This is a genomic window from Bradyrhizobium sp. USDA 4354, from assembly GCF_054060315.1.
In genome coordinates, this window is record NZ_JBSSDC010000001.1 from 3,691,526 (window position 1) to 3,715,839 (window position 24,314).

The window sequence follows — 24,314 nt, forward strand, 5'->3', positions numbered from 1 at the left end:
GTGCTCCGATTCGCCGGTCGGCTCGGCTGGAGGGTGAAGATATTGCATCGATCTTCTCCGCTGCACGCCGAGACGCGTCTTGGTCGCGCCCAGGGCGCTACAGGTGGGTACCTAAATCGCGAATTTGTCGCGGATCTCGGGGGCCTCGCGCGGATCTTGTGGAGTTCGGCAGTCCATCGCAGGAGTGCTGAAAGCTGCGCCCCCGCGAGTCACACAGGTGGAGAGTATATCATGGGCGTGGCGTACGTACATCACGACACATGTGTGTTGGCCTCATCAAGTTGCCAACTCCGCGAGAGGGATGGGCAACGAGCTGCAAGGTCAACAATGGGTCCTAGGGTCTTTGTTGCTGGTGGGAGGCTAGCCGTAAGGTGCGCCCAGCTAGCGAGCGATATGGGCTGCGTTATTCGCGCGGCCTTGTGTGCAGATCCCATTTTTGGGGATTGGGCTCGTCGCGGTAACATCCGGCGTGTCGCAAGTGTTGAAGAGCTATCGACCTTGCTGAATGCTCAAGTGGTGGACTGGATATTTTCTCTTTGTAATCCATTCGCATTGGCAGCGGATGTGTTGGGGCGAGTTCGTCAAGGCGCTTTCAAGTGCCGCGAAGGCCCGTTAGCGCGGTGTGCGGGAACTGCGGCAACTTCTACGGTGCTGTTGGTCCAAGATACCGAATATGCCGTCACGTGGCATCGCATCGATGGTGGTGCGGACACCGGTGACCGGGTTGTTCAATTCCACGTGTTGATTACCCCAACCGATACGGCGTCAACTCTTGACCTCAAATGCTGCGAGGCTGGAGTCAAGGGATTCCGCGAACGTCTGACCGTTTTGGCGAGGGGAGAGGAGCTCAGCGCCTGTCCGCAGGCGCTAGATACGCCAACGCGAGTTTCCCGAACGTCGACGTCCGGATGCGGTGGGTTGCCTGCGATGGGATCGACCCGCGCCAGATCTCTCAGGGACAACGATCGCCTGGACTTTAGGTCGTATCGTTCCAATCGTTCTATGTCTGAAGGCTGTTGTCGCAATCAGGTGCTTGGAGGGTGTCGTCTAACCGCTCGCGCTTATCGGCGGGCTCTCTCTCTCTCTCTCTCTCTCTCTCTCCTTGAAATCACCCCGGCCATTGGCGTGTGGCGACAGGTACGGAGGATGTTGATGTTTGGTTCGGCGGCTCAGATGGTCGGCCTGTGTATGCGCGGGCGCTCGCGAGGAATTTCGGCATGGATATAGGCAACCGCCTACCGATCTTAAGCGAAGCTGAGGCGCAGAGCACAACAGTTGCCCATGAATTGTTGGCATCTCGTGAAGAGTTCTGGCGCCAGCGACTAGAGCAGTTCAAGATAGTTCAGCTTCCGTTTTCGTCGTTAGAAGGCAAGGCTCCGGCGACATGGCAGTCGAGCGCTTGGCTCATGCCGAGTGCGTTGGCTGAGCTATCTCCCAGTGATCGCGCGGAATTCTTACTAACTGCTTGGTTGGTCTATCTCGCCCGCATCACCGGGGAATCAGAGCTTCAATTGGGATGGACTCCCGTGCCGAATGGAAATGGATCGCGAGCCGGCGTGAAAGCGCTCGAGGTGCTTGTCGCGTCTGTCGTGCCGATGACAATTACCATCGACCTCGATAATGATTTCGCAGAGGCGCGCACGGCGGTCGCGGCCGAACTCGCTCAGCTGAACGAGCAGGATACCTTTGCGCGGGATCTTATTGCGCGATGCCCGACGTTGCGCGGTGTGGAGGCGCTACGATTGCGCCGGCCCTGGCCGGTTGGCGTTACGGTTACCGGAGAGAGCTGTTCTGCTGCTGAAGAGTCGGCTTCGAGCTCCAGTTCTGGGATAGCTCGCTCCGGTGAGTTGCTAACGCTCGAGATTTGCGCTCTCGATGGACGCTTCCGATGGCACTTTGACAGTAGTCGCTTCGCTCCCAAGCAGATCGACTGTATGACGCAGCATTTGCACAACTTGTTGTTCGCTGTGATGACCGATGCGCAGCAGCCGGTGGGGTGCATCGGGCTGCTGTCGTCCGATGAGCGCACCTACCTCTTGGAGGAGCTGAACCGGACGGCGGCGCCTTATCCTTCGGACCGGTGTATCCATGAGCTGTTCGAGGCGCAGGTGCGCAAGACGCCGGATGCGGTAGCCGTGGTCCATGCTGACGCGCGCTTAAAATATGGCGAACTCAATACTCGGGCGAACCGGCTCGCATATCATCTCATCGCGCTTGGGGTGAAGCCGGGCGACCGCGTTGCGATAGTGCTTGATCGATGCATTGCTCTTGTTGTCGCACAACTGGCAGTTCTGAAGGCGGGCGGGGTCTATGTACCGATTGATCGGGGCGTTCCAGTTGGGCGACAAAGCTGGATTATGACCGACTGTGCTGTGCGCCTCGTCCTTGTAGGTGACGAGAATGAGGGCCGGCTTGAGATTCCGATTCCTATTCTGGCCATTGAGCCGATCATGGCTGGAACAGGGTGTAGTACCGATCCTGGCCTGGCATTGACCGCCGAGGCTCCGGCGTACGTGATGTACACCTCGGGGTCGACCGGCCTTCCGAAGGCGGTGGTTGTTCCTCATCGTGCTGTCAACCGTCTCGTCATCAACAACGGCTATGCGGAGTTCACCTCGCGTGATCGTGTGGCCTGGGTAGGCAATCCCGCCTTTAGCATCAGTACGCTGGAAGTGTGGGCGCCACTGCTGCACGGTTCCAGCCTAATTGTGATTCCACGCACAGCTGTGCTGCAACCGGAGGTGCTGCGCACTCTGGTTCGGCGGCACCGCATCACCGTCCTGCATTTGACCGCCGGGTTGTTCAGCCGGAGCGTTGATGAGTTAGGCCCGGTGCTGGCGAGTTTGCGATTTCTACTAGTTGGCGGTGGGGCGGTTGATGCGGCGGCCGTGGCACGGGTTTTGAGCCAAAGCCGACCGCAACATCTCTTGCACTGCTACGGTTCAACCGAGACGTCGACCTTTGCGACGGTCTGCGAGATCACCGCCATTGATCAGACGGTCCGCCGGCTCCCGATCGGCCGTCCGATCGCGAACACGCGGGTGTATCTGCTTGACGGTCACCGCGCGCCGGTTCCGTTTGGCGCGGTCGGGGAGCTCTACGTCGGCGGGGCGGGGGTGGCGCGCGGCTATCTGAACCGGCCCGAGCTGACCGCGGAGCGGTTCATGGCCAGTCCCTTTGTCGAGGGCGACCGGCTGTACCGCACTGGCGATCTGGCGCGCTACCTGCCGGACGGCAATCTTGAGTTCCTGGGCCGCAACGACGATCAGGTGAAGATCCGCGGCTTCCGCATCGAGCCCGGTGAGATCGCGGCGCGGGTTGCCGAGCACCCGTTCGTGCGCGAGGCGGTGGTGGTGGCGCACGAGGGCCCCGGCGGCGAGCAGCGTCTTGTCGCCTATGTGGTGTGTGCGCCTGAAGCAGCTTCGAACGGGCTGGATGGAAGCGAGCTTGCCGGCGCCTTGCGCGGACACATAAGTGCGCACCTGCCGGACTACATGGTGCCATCGGCGTTCGTGCGGCTGGCGGCGCTGCCGCTGACGCTGAATGGCAAGCTCGATCGCAAGGCGCTGCCGGCGCCGGACGATGAGGCCTATGCGCATCGCGCCTACGCGCCGCCACAGGGCGAGATGGAGACGGTGCTGGCGCAGATCTGGGCCGAGCTGCTGGAGCTGGAGCGGGTCGGACGCCACGACCACTTCTTCGAACTGGGAGGGCACTCGCTCTTGGCGGTGCAGATGATCGAGCGGCTGCGGCGGCGGTCGCTGGGGCTCGAGGTGCGGACCTTGTTTGCAAAGCCCGTGCTGGCGGATCTGGCCGCAAGCCTCAGTAGCCATCACGAGATGGCGGTCCCGGCCAACCTGATCAGCGAACAGAGTCCGGCGATCACGCCAGAGATGCTGCCGCTGATTGAGCTGACGCAGGACGCGATCGACCGGATCGTCGCCACAGTGCCCGGCGGCGTCGGCAACATCCAGGACATTTATGGCTTGTCGCCGCTGCAGGACGGCATCCTGTTCCATCATCTGTTGGCGACAAAGGGCGATCCGTACCTGCTGGTCTCGCAGATGGCGTTTGCCGATCGTGACCTGCTCGAGCGCTATCTTGCCGCGGTTCAGCGGGTGGTGGATCGGCACGATATCCTGCGTACCTCCTTTGTCTGGGAAGGGCTGTCGCGCCCGGCCCAGGTGGTGTGGCGGAACGCGCTGCTGGAGGTGAGCGAGCTCGAGCTGGATGGCGCTGCTGGTCCGGGCCACGCGCAGCTGAAGGATCGGTTTGATCCGCGCCGGCAGCGCATGGAGCTTGGCCGGGCGCCCTTGTTGCGGTTTGTGATTGCGCGCGAGCCCGGCAGTGCGCGCTGGCTGCTGCTGGAGCTGCAGCATCATCTGATCGGGGACCACACCACGCTGGAGCTGATGCATGCCGAGGTCCGAGCCGTGCTGGAGGGACGCGAGCATGAGCTGGCAGCCCCGCAGCCGTTCCGCGACCTGGTGGCGGCGGCAGGGCTTGGCGTGGGTGCAGACGCGCATGAAGAGTTCTTCCGGGGACTGCTGGGGGACATCGATGAGCCGTGCACGCCCTTTGGCTTGTGCGAGGTCCAGGGCGACGGCAGCGGGACCCGTGAGGCGCAGCGGATGCTGCCGCAGGCGCTCAACGCGCGGCTGCGGGTGCAGGCGCGGCGGCTGGGCGTGAGCCTGGCGAGCCTGTGCCACCTGGCCTGGGGCCAGGTGGTGGCGCGCAGCAGCGACCGCGAGCAGGTGGTGTTCGGGACGGTGCTGTTCGGCCGCATGCATGGCGGGGCGGGTGGCGACCGCGCGATGGGTCTGTTCATCAACACCCTGCCGCTGCGGCTTGACCTGGACGGGACCGCCGTCGAGGCGAGCGTGCGGACCACCCACGCGCGGCTGGCCGAGCTGCTCGTACATGAGCATGCCTCGCTGGCGCTGGCGCAACGCTGCAGCGGCGTTGCGGCGCCGGCGCCACTGTTCAGCGCGCTGCTGAACTACCGCCACAACACGCCGGCGGCGGTCTCCGCCTCCGCAGCCGATGATGTGCTGTCCGGCATGGAATGGCTGGGCGGGGAGGAGCGCACCAACTATCCGCTGACCTTGTCGGTGGAGGATTTTGGCGAGGCGCTCGGGCTGACGGCGCAGGTGGCGGAGGGCGTCTCAGCGGATCGGGTCTGCGGCTACATGCAGCACACGCTCGCGCAGCTGGCGGAGGCGCTGGAGCGGGCGCCGACCACGCCGGTGCGGGAGCTGGACATCCTGCCACCTGACGAGCGGGCGTATCTGTTGGAGGAGCTGAACCGGACGGCGGTGACGTATCCTGAGCAGCAGTGCATCCATGAGCTGTTCGAGGCCCAGGTGCGCCGTGCGCCGGATGCGGTGGCGGTGGTCTGCGCGGAGGAGCGCGTAAGTTATGGCGAGCTCAATGCGCGGGCCAACCAGCTGGCGCATCATCTGATCGGGCTCGGGGTGAAGCCGGATCAGCCGGTGCCGATCTGCGTTGCGCGCAGCGTGGCGATGGTGGTCGGGCTGCTAGCGATCCTCAAGGCGGGTGGCGCCTATCTGCCGCTGGATCCGGCCTATCCGTCGGCGCGGCTGCACCAGGTGCTGGAGGATGCGGCGCCCCACCTGTTGCTGGCCGATGCGGCGGGACGATCGGCGCTGGGCGACGATGCGCTACTCGATCTGACGGTCGTGGACCTGGCGGCGGCGACGCCGGAATGGGCCAATCTGCCGGCGTCGGATCCGGACCCGCGTGCGCTCGGGCTGACCTCACGCCATCTCGCCTATGTGATCTACACCTCCGGCTCCACCGGCACCCCCAAGGGCGTCATGATCGAGCATCGGAGCCTGGTGCGTCTAGTGGCGGGGAACGACTTTGTCGAGATCTCGCCGCAGGACGTCTATCTCAACGCATCCTCGCCGACATTCGACGCGACCACGTTCGAGCTTTGGGGAGCCTTAGCAAACGGTGCGAGTGTTGTGCTCTATCCTGAACGCTACCTCTCGACGGCAACGCTGGCCCAGATCATCCAAGATCAAGGCATCACCATCGCCTGGATGACTGCCCGGTTGTTCGATACCTATACCGGAGAGGGGCGCGGCACTGATCGGCTGCAGCAACTGCTGGTCGGAGGCGAAGAGGTCTCCGTCACTTCCGTCAGAGCATGCCAGAAGCGACATCCGAAGCTGCGGATCTCAAATGCCTACGGCCCGACAGAGAACACCACCTTCAGTCTCTGCTATCCGGTGCCTGCTGGCTTCGATGACCAGCAACGAGTGCCGCTGGGCCGACCAATTCGAAATTCGGTAGTCTATCTTCTGGACGGACACGGTGCGCCGGTTCCGTTCGGGGCGGTCGGGGAGCTCTACGTCGGCGGGGCGGGGGTGGCGCGCGGCTATCTGAACCGGCCCGAGCTGACCGCGGAGCGGTTCATGGCCAGTCCCTTTGTCGAGGGCGACCGGCTGTACCGCACTGGCGATCTGGCGCGCTACCTGCCGGACGGCAATCTTGAGTTCCTGGGCCGCAACGACGATCAGGTGAAGATCCGCGGCTTCCGCATCGAGCCCGGTGAGATCGCGGCGCGGGTTGCCGAGCACCCGTTCGTGCGCGAGGCGGTGGTGGTGGCGCACGAGGGCCCCGGCGGCGAGCAGCGTCTTGTCGCCTATGTGGTGTGTGCGCCTGAAGCAGCTTCGAACGGGCTGGATGGAAGCGAGCTTGCCGGCGCCTTGCGCGGACACATAAGTGCGCACCTGCCGGACTACATGGTGCCATCGGCGTTCGTGCGGCTGGCGGCGCTGCCGCTGACGCTGAATGGCAAGCTCGATCGCAAGGCGCTGCCGGCGCCGGACGATGAGGCCTATGCGCATCGCGCCTACGCGCCGCCACAGGGCGAGATGGAGACGGTGCTGGCGCAGATCTGGGCCGAGCTGCTGGAGCTGGAGCGGGTCGGACGCCACGACCACTTCTTCGAACTGGGAGGGCACTCGCTCTTGGCGGTGCAGATGATCGAGCGGCTGCGGCGGCGGTCGCTGGGGCTCGAGGTGCGGACCTTGTTTGCAAAGCCCGTGCTGGCGGATCTGGCCGCAAGCCTCAGTAGCCATCACGAGATGGCGGTCCCGGCCAACCTGATCAGCGAACAGAGTCCGGCGATCACGCCAGAGATGCTGCCGCTGATTGAGCTGACGCAGGGCGAGATCGACCGGATCGTCGCCACGGTGCCGGGCGGCGTCGGCAACATCCAGGACATTTATGGCTTGTCGCCGCTGCAGGACGGCATCCTGTTCCATCATCTGTTGGCGACAAAGGGCGATCCGTACCTGCTGGTCTCGCAGATGGCGTTTGCCGATCGTGACCTGCTCGAGCGCTATCTTGCCGCGGTTCAGCGGGTGGTGGATCGGCACGATATCCTGCGTACCTCCTTTGTCTGGGAAGGGCTGTCGCGCCCGGCCCAGGTGGTGTGGCGGAACGCGCTGCTGGAGGTGAGCGAGCTCGAGCTGGATGGCGCTGCTGGTCCGGGCCACGCGCAGCTGAAGGATCGGTTTGATCCGCGCCGGCAGCGCATGGAGCTTGGCCGGGCGCCCTTGTTGCGGTTTGTGATTGCGCGCGAGCCCGGCAGTGCGCGCTGGCTGCTGCTGGAGCTGCAGCATCATCTGATCGGGGATCACACCACGCTGGAGCTGATGCATGCCGAGGTCCGGGCCGCGCTGGAGGAGCGCGAGCATGAGCTGACGGCGCCGCAGCCGTTCCGCAATCTGGTGGCGCAGGCCCATCTACGCGGTGATGCCAAGGCCGATGAAGCGTTCTTCCGGGAGCTGCTGGCCGACATCGACGAGCCGACCACGCCCTTCGGCTTGTGCGAGGTCCAGGGCGACGGCGGCGGGACCCGTGAGGCGCAGCGGATGCTGCCGCAGGCGCTCAACGCGCGGCTGCGGGTGCAGGCGCGGCGGCTGGGCGTGAGCCTGGCGAGCCTGTGCCACCTGGCCTGGGGCCAGGTGGTGGCGCGCAGCAGCGACCGCGAGCAGGTGGTGTTCGGGACGGTGCTGTTCGGCCGCATGCATGGCGGGGCGGGTGGCGACCGCGCGATGGGTCTGTTCATCAACACCCTGCCGCTGCGGCTTGACCTGGACGGGACCGCCGTCGAGGCGAGCGTGCGGACCACCCACGCGCGGCTGGCCGAGCTGCTCGTACATGAGCATGCCTCGCTGGCGCTGGCGCAACGCTGCAGCGGCGTTGCGGCGCCGGCGCCACTGTTCAGCGCGCTGCTGAACTACCGCCACAACAGGCCGGCGGCGGTCTCCGCCTCCGCAGCCGATGATGTGCTGTCCGGCATGGAATGGCTGGGCGGGGAGGAGCGCACCAACTATCCGCTGACCTTGTCGGTGGAGGATTTTGGCGAGGCGCTCGGGCTGACGGCGCAGGTGGCGGAGGGCGTCTCAGCGGATCGGGTCTGCGGCTACATGCAGCACACGCTCGCGCAGCTGGCGGAGGCGCTGGAGCGGGCGCCGACCACGCCGGTGCGGGAGCTGGACATCCTGCCACCTGACGAGCGGGCGTATCTGTTGGAGGAGCTGAACCGGACGGCGGTGACGTATCCTGAGCAGCAGTGCATCCATGAGCTGTTTGAGGCGCGGGTGCGCCAGGCGCCGGATGCGGTGGCGGTGGTCTGCGCGGAGGAGCGCGTCAGCTATGGCGAGCTCAATGCGCGGGCCAACCAGCTGGCGCATCATCTGATCGGGCTCGGGGTGACGCCGGATCAGCCGGTGGCGATCTGCTTTGCGCGCAGCGTGGCGATGGTGGTGGGGCTTTTGGCGATCCTCAAGGCGGGGGGCGCCTATCTGCCGCTGGATCCGGCCTATCCGTCGGTGCGGCTGCACCAGGTGCTGAAGGATGCGGCGCCCCACCTGTTGCTGGCCGATGCGGCGGGACGATCGGCGCTGGGCGACGATGCGCTACGCGATCTGACGGTCGTGGACCTGGCGGCGGCGACGCCGGAATGGGCCAATCTGCCGGCGTCGGATCCGGACCCGCGTGCGCTCGGCCTGACCTCACGCCATCTCGCCTATGTGATCTACACCTCCGGCTCAACCGGCACCCCCAAGGGGGCACAGAATGAGCATCGGGCTATCGTCAATCGCTTGATTTGGATGCAAAACGCCTATGGTCTCAAGGCAACTGATGTCGTGTTGCAGAAGACGCCATTTGGCTTCGATGTCTCGGTCTGGGAGTTCTTCTGGACCTTGCTTGAAGGGGCGACCCTGGTGCTGGCGCCTCCGGATGCGCACAGAGATCCCGATGCATTGGTTGACTTGATCATCGGCGAGCGCATCACGACGGTTCACTTCGTGCCATCCATGCTGGTCAGTTTTATGGATGCGAAGAGTGTTGACCGCTGCACGTCGCTGCGGCGTGTTTTATGCAGCGGCGAGGCGCTTCCTGCCGCCAGTGTGCATAAGGTTCGGCGCCTCTTGCCTTGGACGGGCCTGCACAATCTGTACGGTCCGACCGAAGCTGCGATCGACGTGACAGCGTGGAGTTGTCCGGATGAGTTTGATGGCGCCATTGTCCCGATCGGCCGTCCGATTGCGAACACGCGGATCTATCTGCTTGACGGTTACCGTGCGCCGGTTCCGTTTGGCGCGGTCGGGGAGCTCTACATTGGCGGGGCGGGGGTGGCGCGCGGCTATCTGAACCGGCCCGAGCTGACCGCGGAGCGGTTCATCACCAGTCCCTTTGTGGACGGCGACCGGCTGTACCGCACTGGCGATCTGGCGCGCTATCTGCCGGACGGCAATCTGGAGTTTTTGGGCCGCAACGACGACCAGGTGAAGATCCGCGGCTTCCGGATCGAGCCGGGCGAGATTGCGACGCGGCTCATCGAGCATGCCTGGGTGCGCGATGCGGTGGTGGTGGCGCACGAGGGCCCCGGCGGCGAGCAGCGTCTTGTCGCCTATGTGGTGTGTGCGCCTGAAGCAGCTTCGAACGGGCTGGATGGAAGCGAGCTTGCCGGCGCCTTGCGCGGACACATAAGTGCGCACCTGCCGGACTACATGGTGCCATCGGCATTCGTGCGGCTGGCGGCGCTGCCGCTGACGGTGAATGGCAAGCTCGATCGCAAGGCGCTGGCTGCGCCGGACGATGAGGCGTATGCGCATCGCGCCTATGAGGCGCCGCAAGGCGAGATCGAGACCACGCTGGCACAGATCTGGGCCGAGCTTCTGGGGCTGGCGCGGGTCGGACGCCACGACCACTTTTTTGCGCTCGGCGGGCACTCGCTGTTGGCGGTGCAGCTGTTGAGCCGGGTCTCGCTGGCCATTGGCTTCACACTGCCGCTGACCACGCTGTTTGCCAAACCGGTGCTGGCCGATCTGGCCGCGAGTATCATGGATGAGTTGAGCCGCTCCGGCGCGCAAGACCTGCCAGCCATTGTGCCGGTGTCGCGTGAAGCGCCGCTTGTGCTGTCGTTTGCGCAGCAGCGGCTGTGGTTTTTGGCGCAGCTGGATCAGAGCAGCACGAACTATCACATTCCGCTCGGGTGGCGGCTCAAGGGTGGGCTCGACCGCAGCGCCTGGCAGCGTAGCCTGGACCGTGTGTTGGCGCGCCATGAGGCGCTGCGCAGCGTGTTTGTCGCGCCGGAGGGCAAGCCCTGGGTGGAGCTGCTGCCGGAGGATGCGGGGCTGCCGGTTGTGGAGCACGATCTGCGGGACAGGCCGGATGCGGACGAGGCGCTATTGGGTCTGTGCAAGGAAGAGGCGCGCACGCCGTTCGATCTGGCGCGTGGCCCGCTGATCCGCGGCCGGCTGATCCGGATCTCGGATGAGGAGCACGTCTTGCTGCTGACGCAGCACCACATTGTCTCGGATGGCTGGTCGCTGGGCGTGTTGGTGCGCGAACTCAGTCAGCTGTACCGGGCGTTCGTAGCTGGGCAAGACGATCCGCTGCCGCCGCTTGCGATCCAGTATCCGGACTATGCCGCCTGGCAACGGCAGTGGCTGTCGGGCGAGCGGCTGCAGAGCCAGGCGCAGTATTGGCGCAACAATCTATCTGGCGCGCCGGCCCGTCTGGCCTTGCCGACGGACCGGTCGCGGCCGGCAGAGCAATCGTTTGCCGGGGCCAGTGTGACGGTCGTGATCGATGCGGATCTGACGCGGGATCTGAAGCGGCTGAGCCGGCAGCATGACACGACCTTGTTCATGACGGTGCTGGCGGCCTGGGCGGCGCTGCTGTCGCGTCTGTCAGGGCAGGACGACCTAGTGATCGGCGTGCCGAGCGCCAATCGCGGTCGCCGCGAGGTCGAAGAGCTGATCGGCTGCTTCATCAACACCCTGCCGCTGCGGCTTGACCTGTCGGGCGAGCCGAGCGTGGCGGAGCTGTTGGCGCGGACGCGGCGCACGGCGTTGGGAGCGCAGGAGCATCAGGACCTGCCGTTTGAGCAGGTGGTGGAGATCGTGCAGCCGCCACGGCGTCTTGATCACACGCCGTTGTTCCAGGTGATGCTGGCCTGGCAGAACAACGCCGCTGGGCCGTTCGACCTTCCTGGGCTGCGTGTGGAGGCGGCGGCAGACGGCTTCGATCAGGTCAAGTTCGATCTGGAGCTGAACCTTTGCGAGCATGGTGAGGTCATCGCCGGGACGCTGGGCTATGCCACGGCGCTGTTCGATCAGGCGACCATCGAGCGGCAACGAGGCTATCTGCTGGCGCTGCTGCAGGCGATGGTTGCCGATGCGCAGCAAGCGGTCGGACGGATTGAGCTGCTGGCGGCCGACGAGCGCGCCTATCTGCTGGAGGAGCTGAACCGGACGGCGGTGACGTATCCTGAGCAGCAGTGCATCCATGAGCTGTTTGAGGCGCGGGTGCGCCAGGCGCCGGATGCGGTGGCGGTGGTCTGCGCGGAGGAGCGCGTCAGCTATGGCGAGCTCAATGCGCGGGCCAACCAGCTGGCGCATCATCTGATCGGGCTCGGGGTGACGCCGGACCAGCCGGTGGCGATCTGCGTTGCGCGCAGCGTGGCGATGGTGGTGGGGCTTTTGGCGATCCTCAAGGCGGGGGGCGCCTATCTGCCGCTGGATCCGGCCTATCCGTCGGTGCGGCTGCACCAGGTGCTGAAGGATGCGGCGCCCCACCTGTTGCTGGCCGATGCGGCGGGACGATCGGCGCTGGGCGACGATGCGCTACGCGATCTGACGGTCGTGGACCTGGCGGCGGCGACGCCGGAATGGGCCAATCTGCCGGCGTCGGATCCGGACCCGCGTGCGCTCGGCCTGACCTCACGCCATCTCGCCTATGTGATCTACACCTCCGGCTCCACCGGCACCCCCAAGGGCGTCATGATTGAGCATGCGAGCACGGTGAACCTGCTGCATTGGAGCAGCGACGTGTTTGCGGCATCAGAGATCAGCCGCACGCTGTTTTCCACCTCGATCAGTTTTGATCTGTCCGTCTATGAGTGCTTCGTTCCGCTTTCGCAAGGAAGCACGCTTTACCTTGTCGAAAATGCGCTGGCGCTGGCCGAGAGATCTTTGGATATCTCTTTGATCAACACAGTGCCCTCGGCGATCGCCGCTCTGGTCGACAAGAAAGCCGTGCCGGTTTCCGCAAGCGTGATCAATTCGTGCGGCGAGCGGTTAAAGGCGGGCCTTATAGAGAAGGCCTTCGAGAGTAGTCGCGTAGAGAAGATTTATAACCTGTACGCGCCTTCTGAAACCACCACGTACTCAACCTGGATCTGCCTGCGAAGGGGAGAGGCTGTCGTTGAGACGATCGGCCGTCCGATTGCGAACACGCGGGTGTATCTGCTGGATGGCCGTGGCGCGCCCGTGCCGTTCGGCGCGGTGGGCGAGCTTTACATTGGCGGGGCGGGGGTGGCGCGCGGCTACCTGAACCGCCCTGAGCTGACCGCGGAGCGGTTCATCGCCAGCCCGTTTGTCGAGGGCGACCGGCTGTACCGGACCGGGGATGTTGCGCGGTACCTGCCGGACGGCAATCTTGAGTTTTTGGGCCGCAACGACGACCAGGTGAAGATCCGCGGCTATCGCATCGAGCCGGGCGAGATAGTCGCGCGGCTTTGCGAGCACGCCTGGGTGCGCGAGGCGGTGGTGGTGGCGGGCCAGAACGGCGCCGGCGACAAGCACCTTATCGCCTATGTGGTCTGCGCGCCCGAGGCCGGCTCGGACGAGGGTGATGGAGGCGGGCTTGCGGGCGCCTTGCGGGCGCACTTAAGTGCGCACCTGCCGGACTACATGGTGCCGAGCGCGTTTGTGCAGCTGGCAGCGCTTCCGCTGACGGTGAACGGCAAGCTCGATCGCAAGGCGCTGCCGGCGCCGGCCGATCAGGCCTATGCGCTGTCGGCCTATGAGGCGCCGCAAGGCGCGATCGAGACCGCGCTGGCGCAGATCTGGGCCGAGCTCCTTGGTGTCGAACGCATCGGTCGCAGCGACCACTTCTTCGAACTGGGCGGCCACTCGCTCTTGTCCGTGCAGATGTCGAGCCGGCTGCCACAGGCGGTTGGGATCGACCTGCCGCTGTCGACGCTGTTCGCAAGGCCAGTGCTGAGTGACTTGGCGGCAATCATCGTCGAGCTGTTGCGCTGCTCCGGTCCGCAAGAGCTGCCGTCGATTGCAGCCGTGTCGCGTCATGAGCCGCTTGTGCTGTCGTTTGCGCAGCAGCGGCTATGGTTTTTGGCGCAGCTCAACGAAGGCAGCACGAACTATCATATTCCGCTAGCCTTGCGACTGCGCGGGATGCTCGACCACACCGCCTGGCAGCGCAGCCTTGACCGTCTGTTTGCGCGCCATGAAGCGCTGCGCAGTGTGTTTGTCGCGAGGCAGGGCAAGCCCCGGGTTGAGGTTCTGCCGCCGGATGCGGGACTGCCGATAGTTGAGCACGATCTGCGGGAGAGATCGGATGCGGAAGCGGCACTTTTGGATCTGTGCCATGAAGAAGGGCGCACGCCATTCGATCTTGCGCGCGGTCCGCTGATCCGCGGACGATTGGTGCGGATGTCGGACGAGGAACACGTCTTCCTGCTGACTCAGCATCACATCGTCTCGGACGGCTGGTCGATGGGCGTGCTGCTGCGTGAACTTAGCCAGCTCTACCGGGCATTCGAGGCTGGGCACGACGATCCGCTGCCGCCGCTTGCGATCCAGTATCCGGATTACGCCGCCTGGCAACGCCAATGGCTGTCGGGGGAACGGCTGAAGAAGCAGGCGCAGTATTGGCGCAGCGCCCTGGCAGGCACAACCCGTCTTGTCTTGCCGACGGACCGTGCGCGGCCTGCCCAGCAGTCGTTTGCCGCGGCCACCGTCCCGATCATCGTCAATGCGGATTTGACGCGGGAGCTGAAGCGGCTGAGCCTGCAGCATGGCACGACGTTGTTCATGACGGTACTGGCGGCCTGGGCGGCGGTGCTGTCGCGTCTGTCGGGGCAGGACGATCTTGTGATTGGCGTGCCGAGCGCCAATCGGGGGCACCGCGAGATCGAAGAGCTGATCGGGTTCTTCGTCAACACCCTGGCGCTTCGGCTGGACCTGTCGGGTAACCCGCGCGTGTCGGAGCTTCTGGACCGGACGCGGCGCACGGTGCTGGCTGCGCAGGAGCATCAGGACCTGCCGTTCGAGCAGGTGGTGGAGATCGTGCAGCCGCCCCGGGCTCTTGATCACACGCCATTATTCCAGGTGATGCTGGCCTGGGAGAACAATGCGGTTACGTCATTGGACCTTCCGGGGCTGAGCGTCGAAGCTGCCGGGGAGGCGTTCGATCAGGTCAAGTTCGATCTGGAGCTGAGCCTTGGCGAGGATGGCGAGGAGATCGCCGGAACGCTGGGTTATGCCACGGCGCTGTTTGATCAGGCGACGATCGAGCGGCAGCGTGGTTATCTCCTGGCGCTGCTGCGGGCGATGGCTGCCGATGCTCAGCAAGGGGTCCACCGGATTGAGCTGCTGTCGACTGCCGAGCGCACCTATCTGCTGGAGGAGCTGAACCGGACGGCGGCTCCATATCCTGCGGAGCGGTGCATCCACGAGCTGTTCGAGGCGCAGGTGCACAAGGTGCCGGATGCGGTGGCGGTGATCTGCGAAGATGAGCGGCTGAGCTATGGTGAGCTCAATGCGCGGGCCAACCGCCTGGCACATTACCTGATCGCCCTCGGGGTCAGGCCGGACCAGCCGGTTGCGATCTGCGTCGAGCGCAGTCCGATGATGGTGGTGGGGCTTTTGGCGATCCTGAAGGCCGGCGGGGCGTACATGCCGCTGGACCCGGCCTATCCGTCGGCGCGGCTGCATCAGGTGCTCGACGATGCGGCGCCGCCGCTGCTGCTGGCCGATGTGGCCGGCAGTGCCGCCTTTGGCGCGGATGTGCCGGCCAATGTGAGCGTGGTGGAGCTCGATGCTGCAGCGCCGGCCTGGACCAGCCTCCCGGAAGCGGATCCTGACCCGCGCGTGCCCAGCCTGACCTCCCGCAATCTCGCCTATGTAATCTACACCTCGGGATCCACGGGAACGCCCAAAGGGGCACAGAATGAGCATCGGGCTATCGTTAATCGCCTCATCTGGATGCAGAACGCCTATGGTCTGAAGGCAACAGACGTCGTGTTGCAGAAGACGCCATTTAGCTTCGATGTTTCGGCCTGGGAGTTCTTTTGGACTTTGCTTGAAGGGGCGACGCTGGTACTGGCGCCCCCCGGTGCGCACAGAGATCCCGATGCACTGGTCGACTTGATCGTCAGCCACCGCATCACGACGATTCACTTCGTGCCATCCATGCTGGTCAGCTTTCTGGATACGAAGAGTCTTGACCGCTGCAGATCGCTGCGGCGGGTTTTATGCAGCGGCGAGGCGCTCCCTGCCGCCAGTGTGCATAGGGTTCGGCGGGTGTTGCCCTGGACGGCCCTGCACAATCTCTACGGTCCTACTGAGGCCGCGATCGACGTTACATCCTGGAGCTGCCCGGCTGAGTTTGATAAGGCCATCGTCCCGATTGGTCGTCCTATTGCCAACACGCGGGTGTATCTGATGGATGGTCATGGCGGGCTGGTGCCGTTCGGTGCGGTGGGCGAACTCTACGTCGGCGGGGCGGGGGTGGCGCGCGGTTATCTGAACCGGCCCGAGCTGACCGCGGAGCGGTTCATCGCCAGTCCTTTTGTCGAGGGCGACCGGCTGTACCGCACTGGCGATCTGGCCCGGTATCTGCCGGACGGCAATCTTGAGTTTTTGGGCCGCAACGACGACCAGGTGAAGATCCGCGGCTTCCGAATCGAGCCCGGTGAGATCGCGGCGCGGGTTGCCGAGCACCCGTTCGTGCGCGAGGCGGTGGTGGTGGCGCACGAGGGCCCCGGCGGCGAGCAGCGTCTTGTCGCCTATGTGGTGTGTGCGCCTGAAGCAGCTTCGAACGGGCTGGATGGAAGCGAGCTTGCCGGCGCCTTGCGCGGACACATAAGTGCGCACCTGCCGGACTACATGGTGCCATCGGCGTTCGTGCGGCTGTCGGCGCTGCCGCTGACGCTGAATGGCAAGCTCGATCGCAAGGCGCTGCCGGCGCCGGACGATGAGGCCTATGCGCATCGCGCCTACGCGCCGCCACAGGGCGAGATGGAGACGGTGCTGGCGCAGATCTGGGCCGAGCTGCTGGAGCTGGAGCGGGTCGGACGCCACGACCACTTCTTCGAACTGGGAGGGCACTCGCTCTTGGCGGTGCAGATGATCGAGCGGCTGCGGCGGCGGTCGCTGGGGCTCGAGGTGCGGACCTTGTTTGCAAAGCCCGTGCTGGCGGATCTGGCCGCAAGCCTCAGTAGCCATCACGAGATGGCGGTCCCGGCCAACCTGATCAGCGAACAGAGTCCGGCGATCACGCCAGAGATGCTGCCGCTGATTGAGCTGACGCAGGACGCGATCGACCGGATCGTCGCCACAGTGCCCGGCGGCGTCGGCAACATCCAGGACATTTATGGCTTGTCGCCGCTGCAGGACGGCATCCTGTTCCATCATCTGTTGGCGACAAAGGGCGATCCGTACCTGCTGGTCTCGCAGATGGCGTTTGCCGATCGTGACCTGCTCGAGCGCTATCTTGCCGCGGTTCAGCGGGTGGTGGATCGGCATGACATCCTGCGTACCTCCTTTGTCTGGGAAGGGCTGTCGCGCCCGGCCCAGGTGGTGTGGCGGAACGCGCTGCTGGAGGTGAGCGAGCTCGAGCTGGATGGCGCTGCTGGTCCGGGCCACGCGCAGCTGAAGGATCGGTTTGATCCGCGCCGGCAGCGCATGGAGCTTGGCCGGGCGCCCTTGTTGCGGTTTGTGATTGCGCGCGAGCCCGGCAGTGCGCGCTGGCTGCTGCTGGAGCTGCAGCATCATCTGATCGGGGATCACACCACGCTGGAGCTGATGCATGCCGAGGTCCGGGCCGCGCTGGAGGAGCGCGAGCATGAGCTGACGGCGCCGCAGCCGTTCCGCAATCTGGTGGCGCAGGCCCATCTACGCGGTGATGCCAAGGCCGATGAAGCGTTCTTCCGGGAGCTGCTGGCCGACATCGACGAGCCGACCACGCCCTTCGGCTTGTGCGAGGTCCAGGGCGACGGCGGCGGGACCCGTGAGGCGCAGCGGATGCTGCCGCAGGCGCTCAACGCGCGGCTGCGGGTGCAGGCGCGGCGGCTGGGCGTGAGCCTGGCGAGCCTGTGCCACCTGGCCTGGGGCCAGGTGGTGGCGCGCAGCAGCGGCCGCGAGCAGGTGGTGTTTGGCACGGTGCTGTTGGGCCGCCTGCAGGGCAGCGCCGGCGCCGACCGCGCCATGGGGCTGTTCATCAACACCCTGCCGCTGCGGCTTGACCTGGACGGGACCGCCGTCGAGGCGAGCGTGCGGACCACCCACGCGCGGCTGGCCGAGCTGCTCGTACATGAGCATGCCTCGCTGGCGTTGGCACAGCGCTGCAGCGGCGTTGCGGCGCCGGCGCCACTGTTCAGCGCGCTGCTGAACTACCGCCACAACACGCCGGCGGCGGTCTCCGCCTCCGCAGCCGATGATGTGCTGTCCGGCATGGAATGGCTGGGCGGGGAGGAGCGCACCAACTATCCGCTGACCTTGTCGGTGGAGGATTTTGGCGAGGCGCTCGGGCTGACGGCGCAGGTGGCGGAGGGCGTCTCAGCGGATCGGGTCTGCGGCTACATGCAGCACACGCTCGCGCAGCTGGCGGAGGCGCTGGAGCGGGCGCCGACCACGCCGGTGCGGGAGCTGGACATCCTGCCACCTGACGAGCGGGCGTATCTGTTGGAGGAGCTGAACCGGACGGCGGTGACGTATCCTGAGCAGCAGTGCATCCATGAGCTGTTCGAGGCCCAGGTGCGCCGTGCGCCGGATGCGGTGGCGGTGGTCTGCGCGGAGGAGCGCGTAAGTTATGGCGAGCTCAATGCGCGGGCCAACCAGCTGGCGCATCATCTGATCGGGCTCGGGGTGACGCCGGATCAGCCGGTGGCGATCTGCGTTGCGCGCAGCGTGGCGATGGTGGTCGGGCTGCTAGCGATCCTCAAGGCGGGGGGCGCCTATCTGCCGCTGGATCCGGCCTATCCGTCGGCGCGGCTGCACCAGGTGCTGAAGGATGCGGCGCCCCACCTGTTGCTGGCCGATGCGGCGGGACGATCGGCGCTGGGCGACGATGCGCTACGCGATCTGACGGTCGTGGACCTGGCGGCGGCGACGCCGGAATGGGCCAATCTGCCGGCGTCGGATCCGGACCCGCGTGCGCTCGGCCTGACCTCACGCCATCTCGCCTATGTGATCTACACCTCCGGCTCAACCGGCACCCCCAAGGGCGTCATGATCGAGCATGCGAGCACCGTGAACCTGCTGCATTGGAGCAGCGGCGTGTTTGCGGAGGACACCAGCCGCATGCTGTTTTCCACCTCGATCAGTTTCGATCTGTCCGTCTATGAGTGCTTCGTTCCGCTTTCGCAAGGAAGCACGCTTTACCTTGTCGAGAATGCGCTGGCGCTGACCGAGACATCTTTGGATATCTCTTTGATCAACACAGTGCCCTCGGCGATCGCCTCTCTGGTCGACAAGAAAGCCGTGCCGCCCTCGACAAGGGTCATCAATTTGGCGGGCGAGCGGCTGAAGGCAGGCCTCATAGAGAAGGCCTTCGAGAGTAGCCGGGTCGAGAAGATCTGCAATCTGTACGCGCCTTCGGAAACCACGACGTACTCGACCTGGATTTGCATGCGACGGGGAGAGGCTGTCGTCGAGACGATTGGCCGTCCGATTGCGAACACGCGGGTGTACCTGCTGGATGATCATGGCGGGCTGGTGCCGTTCGGGGCGGTCGGGGAGCTCTACGTCGGCGGGGCGGGGGTGGCGCGCGGCTATCTGAACCGGCCCGAGCTGACCGCGGAGCGGTTCATCACCAGTCCCTTTGTGGACGGCGACCGGCTGTACCGCACTGGCGATCTGGCGCGCTATCTGCCGGACGGCAATCTGGAGTTTTTGGGCCGCAACGACGACCAGGTGAAGATCCGCGGCTTCCGGATCGAGCCGGGCGAGATTGCGACGCGGCTCATCGAGCATGCCTGGGTGCGCGATGCGGTGGTGGTGGCGCAGCAGGATGGCGCCGGCGAGAAGCGGCTGGTGGCCTATGTGGTGTGTGCGCCTGAAGCAGCTTCGAACGGGCTGGATGGAAGCGAGCTTGCCGGCGCCTTGCGCGGACACATAAGTGCGCACCTGCCGGACTACATGTTGCCATCGGCATTCGTGCGGCTGGCGGCGCTGCCGCTGACGGCGAACGGCAAGCTCGATCGCAAGGCGCTGGCTGCGCCGGACGATGAGGCGTATGCGCATCGCGCCTATGAGCCGCCGCAAGGCGAGATCGAGACCACGCTGGCACAGATCTGGGCCGAGCTTCTGGGGCTGGCGCGGGTCGGACGCCACGACCACTTTTTTGCGCTCGGCGGGCACTCGCTGTTGGCGGTGCAGCTGTTGAGCCGGGTCTCGCTGGCCATTGGCTTCACACTGCCGCTGACCACGCTGTTTGCCAAACCGGTGCTGGCCGATCTGGCCGCGAGTATCATGGATGAGTTGAGCCGCTCCGGCGCGCAAGACCTGCCAGCCATTGTGCCGGTGTCGCGTGAAGCGCCGCTTGTGCTGTCGTTTGCGCAGCAGCGGCTGTGGTTTTTGGCGCAGCTGGATCAGAGCAGCACGAACTATCACATTCCGCTCGGGTGGCGGCTCAAGGGTGGGCTCGACCGCAGCGCCTGGCAGCGTAGCCTGGACCGTGTGTTGGCGCGCCATGAGGCGCTGCGCAGCGTGTTTGTCGCGCCGGAGGGCAAGCCCTGGGTGGAGCTGCTGCCGGAGGATGCGGGGCTGCCGGTTGTGGAGCACGATCTGCGGGACAGGCCGGATGCGGACGAGGCGCTATTGGGTCTGTGCAAGGAAGAGGCGCGCACGCCGTTCGATCTGGCGCGTGGCCCGCTGATCCGCGGCCGGCTGATCCGGATCTCGGATGAGGAGCACGTCTTGCTGCTGACGCAGCACCACATTGTCTCGGATGGCTGGTCGCTGGGCGTGTTGGTGCGCGAACTCAGTCAGCTGTACCGGGCGTTCGTAGCTGGGCAAGACGATCCGCTGCCGCCGCTTGCGATCCAGTATCCGGACTATGCCGCCTGGCAACGGCAGTGGCTGTCGGGCGAGCGGCTGCAGAGCCAGGCGCAGTATTGGCGCAACAATCTATCTGGCGCGCCGGCCCGTCTGGCCTTGCCGACGGACCGGTCGCGGCCGGCAGAGCAATCGTTTGCCGGGGCCAGTGTGACGGTCGTGATCGATGCGGATCTGACGCGGGATCTGAAGCGGCTGAGCCGGCAGCATGACACGACCTTGTTCATGACGGTGCTGGCGGCCTGGGCGGCGCTGCTGTCGCGTCTGTCAGGGCAGGACGACCTAGTGATCGGCGTGCCGAGCGCCAATCGCGGTCGCCGCGAGGTCGAAGAGCTGATCGGCTGCTTCATCAACACCCTGCCGCTGCGGCTTGACCTGTCGGGCGAGCCGAGCGTGGCGGAGCTGTTGGCGCGGACGCGGCGCACGGCGTTGGGAGCGCAGGAGCATCAGGACCTGCCGTTTGAGCAGGTGGTGGAGATCGTGCAGCCGCCACGGCGTCTTGATCACACGCCGTTGTTCCAGGTGATGCTGGCCTGGCAGAACAACGCCGCTGGGCCGTTCGACCTTCCTGGGCTGCGTGTGGAGGCGGCGGCAGACGGCTTCGATCAGGTCAAGTTCGATCTGGAGCTGAACCTTTGCGAGCATGGTGAGGTCATCGCCGGGACGCTGGGCTATGCCACGGCGCTGTTCGATCAGGCGACCATCGAGCGGCAACGAGGCTATCTGCTGGCGCTGCTGCAGGCGATGGTTGCCGATGCGCAGCAAGCGGTCGGACGGATTGAGCTGCTGGCGGCCGACGAGCGCGCCTATCTGCTGGAGGAGCTGAACCGGACGGCGGTGACGTATCCTGAGCAGCAGTGCATCCATGAGCTGTTTGAGGCGCGGGTGCGCCAGGCGCCGGATGCGGTGGCGGTGGTCTGCGCGGAGGAGCGCGTCAGCTATGGCGAGCTCAATGCGCGGGCCAACCAGCTGGCGCATCATCTGATCGGGCTCGGGGTGACGCCGGATCAGCCGGTGGCGATCTGCTTTGCGCGCAGCGTGGCGATGGTGGTGGGGCTTTTGGCGATCCTCAAGGCGGGGGGCGCCTATCTGCCGCTGGATCCGGCCTATCCGTCGGTGCGGCTGCACCAGGTGCTGAAGGATGCGGCGCCCCACCTGTTGCTGGCCGATGCGGCGGGACGATCGGCGCTGGGCGACGATGCGCTACGCGATCTGACGGTCGTGGACCTGGCGGCGGCGACGCCGGAATGGGCCAATCTGCCGGCGTCGGATCCGGACCCGCGTGCGCTCGGCCTGACCTCACGCCATCTCGCCTATGTGATCTACACCTCCGGCTCAACCGGCACCCCCAAGGGGGCACAGAATGAGCATCGGGCTATCGTCAATCGCTTGATTTGGATGCAAAACGCCTATGGTCTCAAGGCAACTGATGTCGTGTTGCAGAAGACGCCATTTGGCTTCGATGTCTCGGTCTGGGAGTTCTTCTGGACCTTGCTTGAAGGGGCGACCCTGGTGCTGGCGCCTCCGGATGCGCACAGAGATCCCGATGCATTGGTTGACTTGATCATCGGCGAGCGCATCACGACGGTTCACTTCGTGCCATCCATGCTGGTCAGTTTTATGGATGCGAAGAGTGTTGACCGCTGCACGTCGCTGCGGCGTGTTTTATGCAGCGGCGAGGCGCTTCCTGCCGCCAGTGTGCATAAGGTTCGGCGCCTCTTGCCTTGGACGGGCCTGCACAATCTGTACGGTCCGACCGAAGCTGCGATCGACGTGACAGCGTGGAGTTGTCCGGATGAGTTTGATGGCGCCATTGTCCCGATCGGCCGTCCGATTGCGAACACGCGGATCTATCTGCTTGACGGTTACCGTGCGCCGGTTCCGTTTGGCGCGGTCGGGGAGCTCTACATTGGCGGGGCGGGGGTGGCGCGCGGCTATCTGAACCGGCCCGAGCTGACCGCGGAGCGGTTCATCACCAGTCCCTTTGTGGACGGCGACCGGCTGTACCGCACTGGCGATCTGGCGCGCTATCTGCCGGACGGCAATCTGGAGTTTTTGGGCCGCAACGACGACCAGGTGAAGATCCGCGGCTTCCGGATCGAGCCGGGCGAGATTGCGACGCGGCTCATCGAGCATGCCTGGGTGCGCGATGCGGTGGTGGTGGCGCACGAGGGCCCCGGCGGCGAGCAGCGTCTTGTCGCCTATGTGGTGTGTGCGCCTGAAGCAGCTTCGAACGGGCTGGATGGAAGCGAGCTTGCCGGCGCCTTGCGCGGACACATAAGTGCGCACCTGCCGGACTACATGGTGCCATCGGCATTCGTGCGGCTGGCGGCGCTGCCGCTGACGGTGAATGGCAAGCTCGATCGCAAGGCGCTGGCTGCGCCGGACGATGAGGCGTATGCGCATCGCGCCTATGAGGCGCCGCAAGGCGAGATCGAGACCACGCTGGCACAGATCTGGGCCGAGCTTCTGGGGCTGGCGCGGGTCGGACGCCACGACCACTTTTTTGCGCTCGGCGGGCACTCGCTGGTGGCAGTGCGGCTGCTCAGTCGAGCACAAAAAGCTGGGCTGACGTTTAGCGCTGCCGACCTCTTCCAAGCCCCTGTTCTGAGGGAGCTTGCATCGAAGATTCATTTGAAGCGACAGCCCAGCAGTCCGCAAGTGATTTCCGTTCTGAAAACGGGATCACAGCCACCGCTCTTCTTTGTTCCCACGGGATTGGGCGATTGTTCCTATGTCCTCCCCCTCGTGAAGGAAATGGACGTCGACTGTCCGGTCTATGCTTTGCCATGGCCGCATTTCGACGACGTACGTCCACCAACACTTGAGGCAATAGCGGCGGAAGTAATGCTAGCAGTTAGAGAGATCCAGCCACATGGACCGTATCGCTTTGCTGGATATTCATCAGGGGCAATCTTGGCTTACGCAATTGCGCAGCAGTTACTGAATCTGAATGAAGCTGTGTCATTCATGGCCTTCATGGATGCTGCGTTACCTGCAAATCGACGAAGCTTATCGCTGACCCAAATGGCACGGGAAGTGCTACTGGATTCTATGGAATTCTTGGAAGATGAGAGCTTCCGATTCTTAGAACGATTTGCTGCAAACAGCTCGATTGGCCAGCTGATTAAAAAGGCACAGCAAATTGGGGCGATACCCCTGGATCGTGATCTAGAAAGCCTTCTTCTGACGTATGAAAAGGCCGCGCGGTTCCAAAGGGCACTGGACTTGTATGAAGTTCCATCTCTTGGAATCGAGATCAACCAGTTTTATGTCAACGGGCCTGTCCGCAGCCGTCGTGCACGAGGTTCAATAGGTCAGGAGGCAAGTTCGCCGTTGCGGGGGTGGGACAGGGTTTTGCGTCCCGAGGCCATTCACGCCGTGTCCGTTCCGGGTGACCACACGACGATGATGAACATCCCAGACAACCGCCGAGTTCTGGCTCGATGCCTTTCGATGGCCTTGACCAATTCACCAGACCGTCGGCGGCAATCGCAGGTGCCGCCGAGCTAACCTTGTTCGGGCATCGATTGGGAGCGGCGGACATGATCTGGGATGTGGAGCAGGCCCACTGGTTTGAACACCAAGGAGCCGGTCGTTCGTGAAGAACTGGCGCGGCGCCCGGCTCAAGCGATGTTTCGAGCCGGGACGGTCTCGAAGAAGGCTCGGATGATGGCACGCAAG

Annotated in this window: 1 protein-coding gene; it reads left to right on the top strand. The window is 64.9% G+C overall.

Going from position 1 to position 24,314, the window contains the following annotated elements:
- The first annotated feature begins 1,406 nt into the window (after window positions 1-1,406).
- A complete protein-coding gene (locus tag ACVIIV_RS16960) occupies window positions 1,407-24,143 on the top strand; it encodes a non-ribosomal peptide synthase/polyketide synthase (protein ID WP_456748752.1) in 22,737 nt (7,578 codons plus the stop codon).
- Window positions 24,144-24,314: the final 171 nt, after the last annotated feature.